Here is a 17,030-nt window from a genome sequence, read left to right on the forward strand (position 1 = left end):
ATGTACCAGATTTTGCTGGGAAAAGTATCGACACTGAGCACAGGCGTTTTGCCGCCGGCGTTAACAGAGCAGGCGCCTCAGGGAGCGCGCCGCGCGCGCTGGCTGGCGGGTCGCGTACTGCTTTCCCATGCCCTTTCGCCGCTGCCGGAGATCGTCTACGGCGAACAGGGAAAGCCCGCCTTTGCCCCGCAACACGCGCTGTGGTTCAACCTGAGCCATAGCGGCGATGATATTGCGCTACTGCTGAGTGATGAAGGGGAAGTGGGATGCGACATCGAAGCCATCCGCCCGCGAACCAACTGGCGGGAACTGGCAAATGCGGTTTTCAGCGTCGGGGAGCACGCTGAAATTGAGGCAGAACACCCGGACCAGCAGTTGGCTGCTTTCTGGCGTATCTGGACGCGCAAAGAAGCGATGGTGAAACAGCGCGGCGGCAGCGCCTGGCAAATCGTTAGCGTCGACAGCACGCTGGCCTCCGCGCTTTCCGTCAGCCATTGCCAGATCAACAACTTAAGCCTCGCCGTCTGCACGCCGACGCCGTATACGCTGAGTGCGGCGTCGGTGCAATGGCTGGAGACGGTTTAGCGTAAGTTATCCGGGAAATTCGCCGGCAGCTCGCTCGCCGCACAGTCGATCACGCTGTCATTGTCAGCGCCGCAGTCGCGGACAAAAGTGATGGTCGCAAACTCGTCAATCACTTCCGTTGGATACGCCGGGCCCGCTTCGCGATACGACTCCATCAGCGGGATATGCTCGTTCTGGAAGCAAACCGTTTTTTCGGGGTTATTCATTACCCAACGCGGGAAGAAAATGGTGCCGTGGAACAGTTTGTCGCCGAGGTTGACGATCAGGCTGACGTCAGTCCCGGTCGGCTCGGTCCACGAAATTTTATAGATGCTTTCCCCCACACGCACAATGTAAGCCTTCTGATCTTTCACCCAACGGTTTGCGACGATACCGCTGTGGATCCGGTAGTCCAGGGTAGTGTCATTTTTGACGTAAATTTCGTAGTTCCAGCCATTATCGTAGGTATAAACCAGATGTTTGCCAACGAAGCCGCTTAAATCTTGTTTGTCGAAAGTGCTCATAATCTTTCTCCTGTTGGTTGATGCGAAGATCATAACGCTTCAAAAAATCGATGAATAACGCTATGTTTGCATCACATTCATTCAATTTTTAGATGAGTTATGCACAAAACGACGCTGGAACAGTGGGCATTGTTAGAAAAGGTGGTGGAGGCAGGCAGCTTTGTCAAAGCGGCGGAAGTCACTCACCGCAGCCAGTCATCGGTGAGCTATAACCTCGCGCTGCTCCAGGAGCGCCTCGGGGTAACGCTGCTGGCGCCGGAAGGCCGCCGGGCGGTATTAACGCCAGCGGGTGAACTGCTGCTCAATCAGGTGAAGCCGTTACTGAAGGGGTTCACCTGGCTGGAAACCCGCGCCGCGACGTTACAAAACGGTATGCGCACGCGACTGGATCTGGTGGTCGACAGCATTTTTCCTCGCCGCCGTCTGTTTGCCATTCTCAAACAGTTTCAACAGGCGTGGCCGCAAACCCAGGTACGCCTCACGGAAGTGCTGGAAAACAGCCCCGAACAGCAGGCGGCGTATGCCGATGCTGACGTCATGGTGCTCACCCGCCGACAGGATATCACCGGGCGCGGCGAGTGGCTGATGAACATTGATTTCATCGCTGTCGCCCATCGCGATCATCCGCTGTGCGCGCAGACGATACCGCTGGATGAAGACGCGCTGCGCGCCTGGCCGCTTATTCGCATTGCCGACCGGGATAATCCGCAGCAGCCTGGCCGCGATGGTTGGACCTTTTCCACCGTCGACGCCGCCATTGACGCGGTGATGTATCAGGTCGGCTATGGCTGGCTACCGGAGGAACGGATTGAACCCTTGCTGGAACAGGGCGTACTGCGCAGGCTGCCCTTGACGCATGGCGCCCGTCGCGCCACGCCGCTGCATCTTATTGTCAAGAATACCCTCGCCCCGCTCGATGATCAGGTCAGCACTCTGCTGCGGTTATTAAGCGAGAGATAACATATGATTTTCGTATAATTCCCGCCTTTCACCGCCCTTCTATTGATCCAGAACACGTCAAAAGTATGATGATTCCTTAGAATCGTCATACTTCTTTAGTCGTACTCCTACAGCATTCAGGATCACTATTTTGTCCAGACTACGCCGCACACTCTTTGCGCTGCTGGCCTGTGCGTCCTTCTTCGCGCACGCCGCCGCGCCTGACGAAATCACTACCGCCTGGCCGGTCAACGTCGGGCCGCTTAACCCGCATCTCTATACCCCTAATCAGATGTTCGCCCAGAGCATGGTGTACGAGCCGCTGGTGAAATACCAGGCGGACGGATCGGTAAAACCGTGGCTGGCAAAAAGCTGGACCCACACGGCGGACGGGAAAACCTGGACCTTCACGCTGCGCGATGACGTGACGTTTTCCAATGGCGAACCGTTTGACGCCCCTGCCGCGGCGGAAAATTTCCGCGTGGTGCTCGACAACCGCCAGCGTCATGCCTGGCTTGAACTGGCCAACCAAATCGTCGACGTCAAAGCGCTGGGCAAAACCGAACTGCAAATTACCCTGAAGAGCGCCTATTACCCGTTCCTGCAAGAGCTGTCCCTGCCGCGCCCTTTCCGCTTTATCGCCCCGTCGCAGTTTAAAGACAATGAAACCCTGCGCGGCATTAAAGCGCCGATCGGCACCGGACCGTGGGTACTGAAAGAATCAAAGCTTAACCAGTACGACGTGCTGGTGCGTAACGAACGTTACTGGGGCGACAAGCCGCCGATCAGGCAAATCACCGTCAAGGTGATCCCTGATCCAACCACCCGCGCGGTGGCGTTTGAAACCGGCGAAGTTGACCTGCTGTACGGCAATGAAGGACTGTTGCCGCTCGACACCTTTGCCCGGTTCAGTCAGAACCCGGCGTACCGTACTCAGCTTTCACAGCCGATAGAGACGGTGATGCTGGCGCTGAATTCCGCCAAAGCGCCCACCAACGAGCTGGCAGTGCGTGAAGCGCTGAATTATGCGGTGAACAAAAAATCACTGATCGACAATGCCCTGTACGGCACCCAGCAGGTGGCCGACACGCTGTTCGCCCCGAGCGTGCCCTACGCCAATATCGGCCTGACGCCGCGCCAGTACGACCCGCAGCAGGCCAAAACGCTGCTGGAAAATGCGGGCTGGAAGCTCCCGGCGGGCAAAGACATCCGCGAAAAAATGGGTCAGCCGCTGCGCATTGAGCTGTCGTTTATCGGCACCGACGCGCTGAGCAAATCCATGGCGGAAATCATTCAGGCCGATATGCGCAAAATTGGCGTCGATATCGCTCTGATCGGCGAAGAAGAGAGCAGTATCTATGCCCGCCAGCGTGACGGTCGCTTTGGCATGATTTTCAATCGCACCTGGGGCGCGCCGTACGATCCGCACGCCTTTATGAGCTCAATGCGCGTCCCCTCACACGCCGACTACCAGGCGCAGCAGGGACTGGCTGACAAGCCGATCATCGATAAAGAGATCGGCGAAGTGCTGGAAACCACAGACGAAACCACGCGTCAGGCGCTGTACAAAGACATTCTGACCCGTTTGCACAATGACGCGGTGTATCTGCCCATCAGCTACGTCTCCATGATGGTGGTGGCAAAACCTGAGCTGGGCGAAATCCCTTACGCGCCAATCGCGTCGGACATCCCGTTTGAACAGATAAAACCGGTGAACCCCTGATGTTGCGTTACATAGTGCGGCGCATTCTGCTGCTGATCCCGATGATTTTCGCCGCCTCGGTGATTATCTTTTTGATGTTGCGTCTGGGTACCGGCGACCCGGCAATGGACTACTTGCGCCTGTCGAATCTGCCGCCGACGCCGGAGATGGTCGCTTCGACGCGCGTAATGTTGGGGCTGGACCAGTCGCTTATCGTGCAGTATGGCAACTGGCTGTGGAAGGCGCTGCATCTGGACTTCGGCATCTCGTTCGCCACTCAGCGCCCGGTGCTGGATGATATGTTGAACTTCCTGCCCGCGACCCTGCAACTGGCGGGCGCGGCGCTGATATTAATTCTGCTCACCTCTGTGCCGCTTGGTATCTGGGCGGCGCGCCACCGCGATCGCCTGCCGGATTTCATCGTGCGGCTGATCGCGTTCCTCGGCGTCTCAATGCCCAACTTCTGGCTCGCTTTCCTGCTGGTGATGTTCTTTTCCGTGTACCTGCAATGGCTACCCGCGATGGGCTACGGCGGCTGGCAGCACCTTCTTTTGCCTGCGCTGTCGATCGCCTTTATGTCGCTGGCGATCAATGCCCGTCTGTTGCGCGCCAGCATGCTGGAGGTTGCCGGGCAGCGCCACGTCACCTGGGCGCGACTGCGCGGTCTTAACGAGAAACAAACCGAACGTCGCCATATTCTGCGCAACGCCTCGCTGCCGGTCGTCACCGCGGTGGGGATGCACATCGGCGAGCTGATCGGCGGGACGATGATTATTGAAAACATCTTCGCCTGGCCCGGCGTCGGGCGCTACGCCGTATCGGCGATTTTCAACCGCGACTATCCGGTGATTCAGTGTTTTACGCTGATGATGGTGGTGGTGTTTGTGGTCTGTAACCTGATTGTAGATTTGCTGAACGCCGCGCTGGACCCGCGCATTCGCCGCCATGAAGGAGCGCATTCGTGAACTTTTTTCTCTCTGCTCGCTGGTCGGTACGTCTGGCGCTGGTCATTATCGCGTTGTTGGCGGTGGTTGCGATCACCAGTCAGTGGTGGTTGCCGTACGATCCGCAGGCGATCGATTTACCGTCGCGTCTGCTGGCCCCCGACAGCCAGCACTGGCTTGGCACCGACCATCTGGGGCGCGATATTTTTTCCCGCCTGCTGGCGGCGACAAAGGTGTCGCTGGGGTCAGTGATGGCCTGCCTGCTGCTGGTACTGGCGCTGGGGCTGGTCGTTGGCGGCAGCGCCGGACTGATGGGCGGTCGCGTCGATCAGATAACGATGCGCGTCGCGGATATGTTTATGACGTTCCCAACCTCGATCCTGTCGTTCTTCATGGTCGGTGTACTGGGAACCGGGCTGACCAACGTAATTATCGCCATCGCGCTGTCCCACTGGGCGTGGTATGCGCGAATGGTGCGCAGCCTGGTGATCTCCCTGCGCCAGCGCGAGTTCGTACTCGCTTCGCGCCTTTCCGGCGCCGGTCACGTGCGGGTGTTTATCGATCATCTGGCCGGTGCGGTAATCCCTTCCCTGCTGGTGCTGGCGACGCTGGATATCGGCCATATGATGCTGCACGTCGCCGGTATGTCATTCCTCGGCCTCGGCGTCACCGCGCCGACGGCGGAATGGGGAGTAATGATTAACGACGCGCGCCAGTATATCTGGACCCAGCCGCTGCAAATGTTCTGGCCAGGGCTGGCGCTGTTTGTCACCGTGATGGCCTTTAACATGGTGGGGGACGCCCTGCGCGATCACCTCGATCCTCATCTGATTACGGAGCATGCCCACTGATGCCGCAACAGATTGCATTACAGACTCTTGCCCTGGAAGCGGACCGTCCGCTGGTACACGGCGTCTCATTAACGCTGAAACGCGGACGGGTGCTGGCGCTGGTGGGCGGCAGCGGCAGCGGTAAGTCGCTGACCTGCGCGGCGGCGCTCGGTATCCTGCCCGCAGGCGTTCGCCAGACGGCAGGCGTCCTCCTTGCCGACGGCAGGCCGGTATCGCCCGGCACGCTGCGCGGCATCAAAATCGCCACTATTATGCAAAACCCGCGCAGCGCCTTTAATCCGCTTCATACCATGGCGACACACGCGCGGGAGACCTGCCTGGCGCTGGGGAAATCCGCCGACGACGCCACGCTTATCGCGGCGCTGGATGCTGTCGGGTTGGACAACGCGGAGCGTGTGCTGAAGCTGTACCCGTTTGAGATGAGCGGCGGCATGTTGCAACGTATGATGATTGCTATGGCGGTGCTGTGCGACGCGCCGTTTATCATCGCCGACGAACCGACGACCGATCTTGACGTGGTCGCCCAGGCGCGCATCCTCGAGCTGCTGGAACGCATTATGGCTGAGCGCGCGCCAGGTATGCTGCTGGTGACGCACGACATGGGCGTGGTGGCGCGGCTGGCCGACGACGTAGCGGTGATGGATAACGGCAGGATCGTCGAACAGGGCGAGGTGGAAACGCTGTTCCATGCGCCGCAGCACAGCGTAACCCGCAGTCTGGTGTCGGCGCATCTGGCCCTGTACGGAATGGAATTAGCCTCATGACCTTACTCAGCGTCTCTGCCCTGTCACATCAGTATGCGCACGCGAACCTCGGCGGCAAACATCCGCATCAGGCGGTACTGAACGATATCTCACTGAACCTGCAAAGCGGCGAAACCGTGGCGCTGTTAGGCCGTAGCGGCTGCGGGAAAAGCACCCTCGCGCGTCTGCTCGTCGGGCTGGAGTTACCGACGCAGGGGAGCGTAAGCTGGCGCGGCGAACCGCTGGCGACACTGAACCGGGCGAAACAGAAAGCCTTTCGCCGGGATATTCAGATGGTGTTCCAGGACGCTATCAGCGCCGTTAATCCGCGCAAAACCGTCTGCGAGATCCTCCGTGAGCCGATGCGTCATTTGCTCTCGCTGTCGAAAGCCGACCAACTGGCGCGGGTGCGCGAGATGCTGAACGCGGTCGATCTCGACGTTTCGCTGCTGAACAAACGCCCGCCGCAGTTGAGCGGCGGCCAGCTGCAGCGCGTCTGCCTGGCGCGAGCGCTGGTGGTAGAGCCGAAACTGTTGATTCTGGACGAAGCAGTATCGAACCTCGATCTGGTGTTGCAGGCCGGGGTGATCCGTCTGCTCAAAAAATTGCAGCAACAGTTTGGCACCGCCTGTCTGTTTATCACCCACGATCTGCGGCTGGTCGAGCGTTTCTGCCAGCGGGTGATGGTGATGGACGACGGGCGAATCGTGGAAACGCAGACCGTTGGCGAGACGTTAACATTTTCCTCTGAGGCGGGACGTGTGTTACAAAACGCGGTACTTCCCGCTTTTCCCGTGCGCCGTCGCGCCATAGCCTGAGGTTTATAACAGATGCAACGAGTCACCATTACCCTCGATGACGATCTCCTGGAGACGCTGGACAGCCTGAGTCAGCGCCGGGGCTATCACAACCGTTCCGAAGCGATCCGCGATATCCTGCGCGGCGCGCTGGCGCAGGAAACCACGCAGGAACACGGCACCCAGGGCTTCGCGGTGCTTTCCTATGTGTACGAACATGAAAAACGCGACTTAGCCAGCCGGATTGTTTCCACGCAGCACCATCACCACGACCTTTCCGTTGCCACCCTGCATGTGCATATTAATCATGACGATTGCCTGGAGATCGCGGTGTTGAAAGGCGACATGGGCGACGTGCAACATTTCGCCGACGATGTCATCGCCCAGCGCGGCGTGCGCCACGGCCATTTGCAGTGTCTGCCAAAAGAAGAATAACGTCGCCGCATCCGGCAAAAGATCGAGTGCGCTGCGCTTCTCCGGCCTGGCGCAGTTCGCGACCGCAGGCCGGCTCAGGCATTAAGCCTGTTTCAAACGTTCACTAAGGGTATCGATAATCCAGGTATTGACGGACACCTGTTCTTCCGCCGCTGCGGAACTTAAACGTTCGCCAAAAGATTCCGGATAGCGAAGCGTAAACGTTTTCATTTTTTCCGCATGTGCATAAGGTTCGATTCCCGCTTCCCGGCAATCCGCAAGATATTCGTTTAAAGAGATTTCGCCCTCTTCCTGTAAACCCTGAATGCTGTCTGAGACAAAATCGCAATGACCCGATAACCCAAGGAATTTTCCGCGAAACGCGTTTAGTTCAGGCACATAATGAATCACGGCAGGATGCCCCGCGATTTCCATTGCGTTTGGCGTTTTAGGTTTGATCATGGTTTAACCCCTATGCTTATTAGCCAGTCGCGCACACTCTCCACTGCGCCTTTATCTGTATCCGGTGAAGGATGCGGTCGGTGAAAACAAGCAATACTATTGTTTAATAAGAATTTGCATCGAGAGCCGCGTCCTTCTTTAATTTCACCGCCTAACGCTTTGACCAGAGACTCTATGTCTAACCACTTTATTGCTTGTGGTACAGGCGTTTTAAAGAGTTGCTCCAGCGTATTCCTTTGCTTTTTCCGCAAGGATAACACCTGCTGCCTCATAACATTCCCTTTTTGACTTCATCCTTTGACGTCAATTTTATGACAGCATAAAGTGAAGTCAAGCCTCCGCTACCGGGTGCGCTGCGCTTCTCCGGCCTGGCGCAGTTCGCGACAGCAGGCCGGATTACGCCATCGTGCCGATCGTTTTCCGGAAGCGGAACAAGGCGATCAGGAAGAAGGCGCTGCCAATAGCCAGCAGGGTGAGGAACTGCGGCCACACGATGCCAAACCCCGCGCCGCGATAAAGAATCGCCTGCGCCAGCGAGACAAAATGAGTGGTTGGCATGGTCAGCATGATGTCCTGGACCGCCTCCGGCATGCTTTCGCGCGGCGTCGAACCGCCGGAAAGCATCTGTAACGGCAACAGCACCAGAATCATTAGCAGGCCCAGTTGCGGCATGGAACGCGCCAGCGTGCCCATAAAGATACCAATGGAAGTGGTGGCGAACAGGCTCAGCGCTACGCCCAGCATAAACAACGGGATCGAACCTTCGATCGGCACGCCGAGCACGCCTTTCACCATCAGCAGCAGCGACAGGCCAGAAACCACCAGCACCACCAGCCCCATCGACCAGACCTTCGCCATCATGATCTCAAACGGCGTAATCGGCATCACCAGCAGGTGTTCAATGGTGCCGTGTTCACGTTCACGGATCAGCGCCGAGCCGGTCAACACAATCGCCAGCATGGTGATGTTGTTAATAATCGCCATTACGCCGCCAAACCACGCCGGGTCAAGGTTCGGGTTAAAACGCATTCGCGTCTCCAGTGAGACCGGCGGCTCGCTGTTGTCGCGATAACGGGCGACAAAACTGTTCACCTCGCCGTTAATGATATTTTGAATATAGCTGTTGCCGGTAAACGCCTGGCTCATCCGCGTGGCGTCAACGTTGACCTGAATATCCGGTTGCCGTCCGGCCAGCACGTCGCGCTGAAAATTGGGCGGAATGTTCACCGCAAAGGTGTAGCGACCCGCGTCCAGCCCGGCGTCCATTTCGTCAGCGGTGATCATTTCCGGCGGTAAAAACCACGGGCGATAAAAGCTGTTCACGATGCGATTCGACAACGGCGATTGATCCATGTCGGCAATCGCAATCGGCGCCAGATGCAGCGAACCGGGCAGTACGGTGGCGGAGGAGTATACCGAGACGGTAAACGCGAAAACGATCAGCGTCAGCATCGCTTTATCACCCAGAAGGCTGCGTAACTCTTTAATGCCCAAATTGAAAATATTGCGTAACCGGCGCATTACCCCTCCTGTTTTTTCAGCAGCAGAATGCTCAGTCCCAACACCAGCGGAATGGCGACCAGCAGCGGCAGGAACTGCGGCCAGAGATCGGCGAGATCCAGCGCTTTCGAAAATGTTCCGCGGGCGATCGTCAGAAAATGGCTGGTCGGGTAGATCTCGCCAATCCACCGGCCTGGACCTTCCAGCGAAGCCACGGGATCGATCATTCCTGAAAACTGGGTGGCCGGGATCAGCGTGATAATGGACGTACCGAAAATTGCCGCAATCTGGCTTTTCATAAACGTAGAAATCAGCAGCCCCATGCCGGTGGCGATGGTGACATATAGCAGCGCCGCGAGGCTGAGCGTCAGAAAACTGCCCTTATGCGGAACGCCAAACACGAACACCGACAGCGCGCAGAGCAGCAGAAAATTGAGCATCCCCAGCGCGATATACGGCAGCTGTTTGCCGAGCAGAAATTCGCTGCGGGTGGTCGGCGTTACGTACAGGTTGATGATTGACCCGAGCTCTTTTTCCCGTACCACGCTCAGCGCGCTGAGCATGGAAGGGATCATCATTAATAGCAACGGGATCACCGCCGGAACAATAGCGGGCAGACTTTTCACGTCCGGGTTATAGCGATAGCGGGTTTCGATGGTCAGTAAACCGGACTGCGTTACGGGCATTGGCTGGCGGCCCGCCACCTCCTGCAGCCAGCTTTGGTGCATCGCCTGTACATAACCTTTCACCGTCTCGGCGCGGCTCGGCATCGCGCCATCAACCCATACGCCAATGTCCACCGGCGTGCCGCGGGCAATGTCGCGGCCAAAATCAGGCGGAATTTCAATCGCTACCGCCACTTCACCCGCGCGCATTCGCCGGTCGAGATCGTCATAGCTGGTAAGCGGTGGTTGTTCAATAAAATAACGGGAACCGGACAGGTTGAGCGTCCACGCCTGGCTGCTGACTGTCTGGTCGCGGTCGAGCACCGCAAAGCGCAGGTTTTCAACGTCCATGCTGATGCCGTAACCCATGATCAGCATCAGGATCACCGTCCCCATCAGCGCCAGCGTTGAACGAACCGGATCGCGACGCAGCTCCAGCGCTTCGCGACGGCTATAGCTGAACAGACGGCGCAGGCTGAAGCCCTGGCGCGGCGGTTTTTCCTGTTCATGCGTCATCTTCAGCGGCAACGACGCGTCCGGCGTCGGGGCCGGACCCGACGCTTCCGCCAGCCAGGCAATAAACGCGTCTTCCAGCGTGGCGGCGCCGCGCCGTTTTACCAGTTCCCGCGGTGTGCCGCTGGCCAGCACTTTCCCGGCGTGCATCAGCGACATGCGGTCGCAACGCTCCGCCTCGTTCATAAAGTGGGTGGAGATAAAAATGGTCACTTTGTCGCGGCGGGATAAATCGACCATCAGTTGCCAGAACATATCCCTGGCGACCGGATCGACGCCGGAAGTCGGTTCGTCAAGGATCAGCATTTCCGGGCGATGGATCACCGCCACGGCCAGCGACAGGCGTTGACGAATGCCGAGCGGGAGCGATGTCGGCAGGATGTCTTCCACTTCGGTGAGCATAAAGCGTTTGCTCATCTCATTGACCCGCGCCGGGATCTCCGCTTGCGGTATATGAAAAAGGCGGGCGTGCAGCTCCAGATTTTGCCGCACCGTCAACTCGCTGTAGAGTGAAAAGGCTTGCGACATATAGCCGACGCGGCGGCGAGTTTCGATATCCTTCGGATCGACCGGCTGACCAAACAGCCACGCTTCGCCTTCGCTTGCGGGCAGCAGCCCGGTCAGCATTTTCATGGTGGTGGATTTCCCGCAGCCGTTCGAACCGAGAAAGCCAAAAATCTCGCCGCGCGGAATGCGGAAGTTAACGTGATCGACAGCGACGAAATTACCAAAGCGCATAGTCAACGCTTTCGCCTCTATCGCAATTTCCGCCTGTTCCGCGTCATACGGCGGGATAGTCACCGGTTTGTGGGCCTGCCGCTGCGCCTCGGGTAAAAGGGCGATAAACGCCTGCTCCAGCGAATCGCTGGCGGTTTGCTCGCGCAACGCCTGCGCGCTGCCGGTTGCCAACACCTCACCCGCGTTCATTGCCACCAGCCAGTCAAAACGTTCAGCCTCTTCCATATAGGCGGTCGCGACCAGCACGCTCATGTTGGTCTGACGCTGGCGAATGCTGTCGATAAGGTCCCAGAACTGCGCGCGGGAAAGCGGATCAACGCCGGTGGTCGGCTCGTCGAGAATCAATAACTGCGGGTCGTGGATAAGGGCGCAGCACAGTCCCAGCTTTTGCTTCATGCCGCCCGACAGTTTTCCGGCGGGACGGTCGCGAAACGGCGCCAGCCCGGTGCTGTTCAACAGTTCATTGATACGCGCTTCGCGCTCGGCTTTGCTATGCCCAAACAGGCGGGCAAAAAAGTCGACATTTTCATACACCGACAGCGTGTGGTAGAGGTTTTTTCCCAGCCCCTGCGGCATCCAGGCGATGCGCGGACACACCTCGCGGCGGTGCTTCGGGTCACGCATATCGCCGCCAAGCACCCTCACGTTTCCCTGTTCGATCGCCCGCGCGCCGGAAATCAGCGACAGCAGGCTTGATTTTCCCACCCCGTCCGGGCCAATCAGCCCCACCATGCAGCGGGCGGGAATGTCCAGCGTGATGTTGTTCAGCGCGACCGTAGCCCCGTAATGCTGACTCACGCCGTCAAGGTGCGCCACGGGAGGTACGGAAACCTGCGCCAGATGCGTCATTGCGGCAGCCTCACTGCCAGCGACTCAGGCCACGGGAGTTTTTCATCCAACCTCACCCACGCCATTCCCGGTAGCCCGGTTTTCACATATTCCAGATGCTGTTCGAGCAGTTCCGGTGGGATACGCGCCTTGACGCGAAACATCAGCTTCAGTCGCTCATCGCTCGTCTCAACGGTCTTCGGAGTGAACTGGGCGACGCTGGCGACAAAGCTAATGGTGGCGGGAATACGCAGCGTTGGCGCGGCATCCAGCACCAGTCGCGCTTCGCCGCCAATCTTCAGCAGTCCGGCCTGTTCGGTAGGCAGGAAAAAGGTCATATAAACATCGCTGAGATCGACCATATTCAGCACCCGACCTCCCGCCGCCAGTACTTCGCCCGGTTCCGCCACCCGGTACTGCACCCGGCCATCGCGCGGCGCTTTCAGTTCACTGTCCTCAATGTCGGCGACGATGCGACGTTCGGTGGCCTGCGCGGCTTCCACGCGGGTTTGCGCCTGAATGATGCTGGTACGCGCGGCCTCGATCGCCGCGTTAGCGGCAGAGACCTGCGCTTTTGCCGACTCCAGCGCCGCGCGGGCGCTTTCGGCGGCGGCGCGATCGTCATCCAGTTGCTGCGCCGACACCGCGCCACGCTGGGAAAGCGAGCGTGAGCGAAGGTGTCGATTAGAGACCGAAGCCAGCTCGGCTTCACGCTGTTTCACCACCGACTGCGCGGCGCGGGTTTCGCTCTGTCGCTGCTCAAGAAGCGCCCGCGCGGCGGCAACGGCGCTTTCCGCTTCTTTAATTTGCGCGATGGCTTCCAGCCGTTGCTCCTGCAACACGCGGGTATCCATCTTCGCCAGCACCTCGCCCTGGCGAACAAACTGCCCCTCTTTCACCAGAATAGCGTCAATGCGTCCGGCGATTTTGGTGGCGATATCCACTTCCGTCGCCTCGATCCTGCCGTTACTGGCGGCAAAGCCCTCCGGCACGCCAGCGGGGCGCAGCATCCACCACGCCGCCGCCGCGACCACCACCAGCACGCCTGCCACCCACCACGCCAAATGACGTTTACTCTTGTCCATAATCGACCCGCCATAATCCCTGTCAGCAAACCATGCGTGTTACAACACCCGCCGAACGCGCGTTCAGCGGGATCTTCCTTCCGGGATAAGAAGGAAAGCGAGAAAGTAGCCGTGCGGCATCCGGGCGTCAGCGCGACGCGTGCCGTGAAGGAAAGTGAATGATGGAGAAGTGCGAAAAACGGGTAGTAATGTTGTCATCATCAGCGATCCTGGCCGTAAATGAAACACGCATACTCATAACTACTATCAATAGGATACTAACACCTGCGATTAATAAGTCTATTCAGTAATTCTTGTCAATGACGCCCGTAACGGAATTCACTTATCGCCCTGTATTGTCCCGGACTGAACGAAGGCCGTACTCTGGCGGCGCCGCAGGGCGCTGGCATGGACGATGTGATCGCGTTCCATTTCGGATTTCATTCTGCATTTCACCCCCTTTCACTTTGCAAATATCGCTATTTCGGCGGCCAGCCAGAATGTGAAGAACATCACCTGAACAGGTCTCACCCGCCTCACCCATTTAAAAAATAATAGATTATTTTCAATGCATTATAAAAATTCACTGCGTTCTGCAAGGTTATGGCACGCCCTCTGCAATATCACCGGTGTAATCAACACTGGAGATAGTTAAATGACGTACAAAATTTTACTCCCGCAGGAAATCATGGCAGAAGGGAGAGAATATCTGGAAAGCCGCGGTTATGAGCTGATTACCGGCTCAGGCATGGAAGAAGAGGACATTATCCGCGATATCCCGGATTGCGACGGTATTATCGTTCGCCTGTCCAAAATGTCCGATCGCGTCTTTGAAGCGGCTAAAAAGCTGAAGGTGGTCGCACGTCACGGCGCGGGTTACGACACTGTCGATCTTGAATCAGCCAAACGCCACGGCGTGGTGGTTCTTAACGCGCCTATCGCCAACAGCATGTCGGTTGCCGAACTGACGATTTTCTACATGTTGCACTGCTCGCGTAACTTTAAGCTGGTCGAAGAAAAAATGCTTGAAGATTACTACTGGGCCAAACTGCGTACCCCCAAAGTGGAGCTGGATGGCAAAACGCTCGGCCTGATCGGGGTGGGGAATATCGGCTCCCGCGTGGCCCTGAAAGCCCTGCACGGCTTCAACATGAAAGTCATTGCGTACGATCCGTATAAAACCCAGCAGCAAGTGCCGCAGGGCGTCCAGATGACGGATGACTTCGAACGCATCTTTAAAGAGAGCGACTTTGTTTCGCTGCATTGTCCGACCACCGCCGAAACCACCGATTTTGTCGGTGAAAAACAGTTCTCCCTGATGAAACCTTCGGCCTATTTCATCAACACCGCGCGCGGCAAGCTGGTGGATGAAAAAGCGCTCTATCACGCGCTCACCAGTAACACCATCGCGGGCGCAGGCATCGATGTGCTGAAAAAAGAGCCGTTCGACGCCAACGATCCCATTTTTTCACTGAGCAATATCGTGATTGGGCCGCATATCGGCGCCGCCACGATCGAAGCGACCGATCGCGCTTCACTGCATTCCGCCATCGGGATTGATGAAGTCCTGTCCGGTAAAAAACCGTCCTGGCCGGTTCCGGGTTTTTAAGGAGAAAAACATGTCTATTGGCAACCGTATTTTTTTACAACGCCCGCAAGGCAATCCTGAACTGCTCAAAGCGTATGAACAGCTTCCGGCGGCAAATATTGCCGACACCATGAACCGTATCGCGGTACTCGGCAACGGCATAAAGCGTATTTCCGCGCCGAAGAAGCCGATTATGGCAGGCTTTGCTATCACCGTGAAAGCGCGCGCCGGGGATAACCTGATGCTGCATGCGGCGCTGGATATGGCGACGGAAAACGACGTGATTGTGGTCTCTAATGAAGGCGACCGCTCCCGCGCGCTGATGGGGGAGATCATGGTGGCCTACGCGCACTGCTGCAAAAAAATCGCCGGAATTGTGCTCGACGGCCCCATCCGTGATATCGACGCGCTTTCCGTCCTCGACTTCCCGCTCTTTGCTACCGGCGCAAACCCGGCAGGCCCCTTTAAGGAAGGGCCGGGCGAAGTGAATACGCCGATCGCCGTCGGCGGTGTGGCGGTGAATCCGGGCGACCTGATTGTCGGCGACGCCGATGGCGTCATCGTGGTGCCGCTTGGCGACGCCGAAGCGCTGCTGGCGAAAGCAAAAGAGTATTCAAAATTTGACGCAAGTAAGGTCGAAGCGGCTAAAAACGGCGCCGCGAACCGTCAGTGGGTTAAGAAGACGCTTGAAGACAAAGGCGTTGAGTTCATCGACGACACTTACCGTTAATACGAATAAATAATAAAACGCCGCGACGTCTGATGAGCCGCGGCTTTAAAGCAAAGGTAATTAACATGCTTTATTTAAAACTCTTACCCATTATTTTTTTCCCGGTCTTGTTCTGGATAATACCTAATCCTGAAGGCGTTTCCGCCGCCACCTGGCATATGGTGGGGATTTATCTGGCAATGCTGTGCGGCCTGGTGCTGCGCCCGTTTACCGATGCGGTGATCATGCTGATTATTCTGGGATTCGCGTCTCTGGTGCTCGATCCCGGTCCGCTGTTTGCCGGATTCGGCAGTCCGATGGTCTGGTTTATTATCAGCGCCTTTATCATCTGCAAAGCGTTTGTGATCACCGGCCTCGGCAAGCGCATCGCCTATATGCTGCTTAAGCGTTACGGGAAGAATACCCTGACGCTCGGCTATTTGATGATGGTAACCGATACCGTTCTCGCGCCCGCCACCGGCTCAAACATGTCCCGTTCCGGCGGCATCACCTACCCCATTTTCCGCAACATTGCCGAAGCGCTGGGCTCAAAGCCGGATGAGGGCAGCCGCAAAATCGGCGCTTATCTGACTATCCTGATGTATGTCGTCTCAATGGGCACCTCCAGCCTGTTTCTGACCGGGATGGCCACCAACTCAATTACCGTGTCGCTGGCGAACGAAATTATGAAGGTCAACCTGGAATGGATGACCTGGTTTAAGGCCGCCATCGTGCCCGCCGGACTGGTTCTGCTGCTGTCGCCATGGATCCTGTATAAAATCTACGCGCCAGAGTTAAAAACAATCGCCAACGTGAACGACATCGCTGAAAAAGGCCTGCGTGAGCTGGGGCCGGTGAAGCGGGAAGAAAAACTGCTGATCGTCTTTTTCATCCTCGGCGTACTGGGCTGGATGACGGGCTCGCTCACCGGCATCGCCTTTATACCTGTGGGACTGGCTTTCCTTGCCTGTCTGTTGCTGTTTGGCGTTTTAAGCTGGAACGATGTGGTCAGTGAGAAATCCGCCTGGCAAACCTTTGTCTGGTACGGCGCGTTCTATGGCTGCGCGGTGGCGCTGTCAAAGGGCGGTTTTTATGTCTTCCTCGTCGACGTCATCAAAAACTATCTTGATTTATCGCACCTGAGCGAATTCAGCGCCATCGCGGTGCTGGTGTTTATCAGCCTCGCGGTACGTTACTTCTTCGTCTCTAACAGCGCTTTTGTCGTCTCGTTCTACCCGGTGCTGTTTACTCTTGGCATGACCACCCAGGCGCACCCGATGTATGTGGCGCTGTCTTTAGCGTTTTCAGCAGGTTATGGCGCATTGTTGACCCACTACGGCAACGGCGCGGGGGTTTTTACCTTCTCCAGCGGCTATGTCCCGCAAAAAACCTTCTGGCTGTTAGGTACCATTATGGTGGTGATTAACGTTCTGGTTTACTTCCTGATCGGCATTCCTTACTGGAAATTCATCGGTATTTAAAGGA

17 protein-coding genes are annotated in these 17,030 nt (G+C 57.3%); 11 read left to right on the forward strand and 6 right to left on the reverse strand.

Annotation, left to right across the window (positions count from 1 at the left end):
- Nucleotides 1–585 (forward strand): 4'-phosphopantetheinyl transferase AcpT, encoded by a 585-nt coding sequence (acpT, locus tag APU02_RS12815; protein WP_042286624.1) that lies wholly within the window; start codon nt 1–3, stop codon nt 583–585.
- On the opposite strand, the gene APU02_RS12820 is transcribed toward acpT, so the two are convergent.
- A complete protein-coding gene (locus APU02_RS12820) occupies nt 582–1,088 on the reverse strand; it encodes a phenolic acid decarboxylase (RefSeq protein ID WP_042286629.1) in 507 nt (168 codons plus the stop codon). The genes acpT and APU02_RS12820 overlap by 4 nt on opposite strands.
- 99 nt (nt 1,089–1,187) lie before the next feature.
- On the opposite strand from APU02_RS12820, the gene APU02_RS12825 reads away from it, so the two are divergent.
- The 7 genes from APU02_RS12825 to nikR all read left to right on the forward strand — a co-directional run bounded on the left by APU02_RS12825 (nt 1,188) and on the right by nikR (nt 7,499).
- Nucleotides 1,188–2,048, forward strand: a complete 861-nt coding sequence (locus tag APU02_RS12825; RefSeq protein WP_060570196.1) for a LysR family transcriptional regulator — start codon at nt 1,188–1,190, stop codon at nt 2,046–2,048.
- A gap of 127 nt (nt 2,049–2,175) precedes the next feature.
- A complete protein-coding gene (gene nikA / locus APU02_RS12830; protein ID WP_060570197.1) occupies nt 2,176–3,750 on the forward strand; it encodes a nickel ABC transporter substrate-binding protein in 1,575 nt (524 codons plus the stop codon).
- Complete coding sequence (gene nikB / locus APU02_RS12835) at nt 3,750–4,694, forward strand: nickel ABC transporter permease subunit NikB (RefSeq protein WP_060570198.1); 945 nt, start codon at nt 3,750–3,752, stop codon at nt 4,692–4,694. The genes nikA and nikB overlap by 1 nt, the downstream gene beginning before the upstream one ends.
- Complete coding sequence (nikC, locus tag APU02_RS12840) at nt 4,691–5,524, forward strand: nickel ABC transporter permease subunit NikC (protein WP_042286641.1); 834 nt, start codon at nt 4,691–4,693, stop codon at nt 5,522–5,524. Before nikB ends, nikC begins: the two co-directional genes overlap by 4 nt.
- Nucleotides 5,524–6,288, forward strand: coding sequence for a nickel import ATP-binding protein NikD (gene nikD / locus APU02_RS12845; RefSeq protein WP_042286643.1), 765 nt, complete (start codon nt 5,524–5,526; stop codon nt 6,286–6,288). The genes nikC and nikD overlap by 1 nt, the downstream gene beginning before the upstream one ends.
- On the forward strand, nt 6,285–7,085 hold the full coding sequence (gene nikE, locus APU02_RS12850; protein ID WP_060570199.1) for a nickel import ATP-binding protein NikE: 801 nt from the start codon (nt 6,285–6,287) through the stop codon (nt 7,083–7,085). The genes nikD and nikE overlap by 4 nt, the downstream gene beginning before the upstream one ends.
- A 12-nt stretch (nt 7,086–7,097) precedes the next feature.
- Entirely contained in the window at nt 7,098–7,499 is a 402-nt protein-coding gene (gene nikR / locus APU02_RS12855) for a nickel-responsive transcriptional regulator NikR (RefSeq protein ID WP_042286649.1), read from the forward strand.
- Nucleotides 7,500–7,580: 81 nt separating this feature from the next.
- On the opposite strand, the gene APU02_RS12860 is transcribed toward nikR, so the two are convergent.
- The 5 genes from APU02_RS12860 to APU02_RS12880 all read right to left on the reverse strand — a co-directional run bounded on the left by APU02_RS12860 (nt 7,581) and on the right by APU02_RS12880 (nt 13,269).
- On the reverse strand, nt 7,581–7,940 hold the full coding sequence (locus APU02_RS12860) for a type II toxin-antitoxin system HicB family antitoxin (protein ID WP_060570200.1): 360 nt from the start codon (nt 7,938–7,940) through the stop codon (nt 7,581–7,583).
- Nucleotides 7,937–8,212, reverse strand: coding sequence for a type II toxin-antitoxin system HicA family toxin (locus tag APU02_RS12865; protein ID WP_042286656.1), 276 nt, complete (start codon nt 8,210–8,212; stop codon nt 7,937–7,939). The genes APU02_RS12860 and APU02_RS12865 overlap by 4 nt, the downstream gene beginning before the upstream one ends.
- 124 nt (nt 8,213–8,336) lie before the next feature.
- Nucleotides 8,337–9,461: an ABC transporter permease gene (locus APU02_RS12870; protein WP_042286658.1), complete on the reverse strand. Its 1,125-nt coding sequence runs from the start codon at nt 9,459–9,461 to the stop codon at nt 8,337–8,339.
- Entirely contained in the window at nt 9,461–12,205 is a 2,745-nt protein-coding gene (gene rbbA / locus APU02_RS12875; RefSeq protein WP_060570201.1) for a ribosome-associated ATPase/putative transporter RbbA, read from the reverse strand. The genes APU02_RS12870 and rbbA overlap by 1 nt, the downstream gene beginning before the upstream one ends.
- Nucleotides 12,202–13,269 (reverse strand): HlyD family efflux transporter periplasmic adaptor subunit, encoded by a 1,068-nt coding sequence (locus APU02_RS12880; RefSeq protein ID WP_060570202.1) that lies wholly within the window; start codon nt 13,267–13,269, stop codon nt 12,202–12,204. The genes rbbA and APU02_RS12880 overlap by 4 nt, the downstream gene beginning before the upstream one ends.
- A gap of 634 nt (nt 13,270–13,903) precedes the next feature.
- Between APU02_RS12880 and APU02_RS12885 the strand changes: the two genes are divergently transcribed.
- The 3 genes from APU02_RS12885 (at nt 13,904) to APU02_RS12895 (ending at nt 17,026) form a co-directional block, all read left to right on the forward strand.
- Nucleotides 13,904–14,857, forward strand: coding sequence for a hydroxyacid dehydrogenase (locus tag APU02_RS12885; protein WP_042286667.1), 954 nt, complete (start codon nt 13,904–13,906; stop codon nt 14,855–14,857).
- A 10-nt stretch (nt 14,858–14,867) separates the two neighbouring features.
- The gene (locus APU02_RS12890; protein WP_042286670.1) at nt 14,868–15,566 is read left to right on the forward strand and encodes an RraA family protein; all 699 of its coding nucleotides are present in this window, start codon (nt 14,868–14,870) and stop codon (nt 15,564–15,566) included.
- A gap of 65 nt (nt 15,567–15,631) precedes the next feature.
- A complete protein-coding gene (locus APU02_RS12895; protein ID WP_042286947.1) occupies nt 15,632–17,026 on the forward strand; it encodes a DASS family sodium-coupled anion symporter in 1,395 nt (464 codons plus the stop codon).
- Nucleotides 17,027–17,030 lie beyond the last annotated feature (4 nt).

It is taken from the genome of Citrobacter sp. 50677481, from assembly GCF_001463265.1.
GTDB classification, from domain to species: domain Bacteria; phylum Pseudomonadota; class Gammaproteobacteria; order Enterobacterales; family Enterobacteriaceae; genus Citrobacter_A; species Citrobacter_A sedlakii.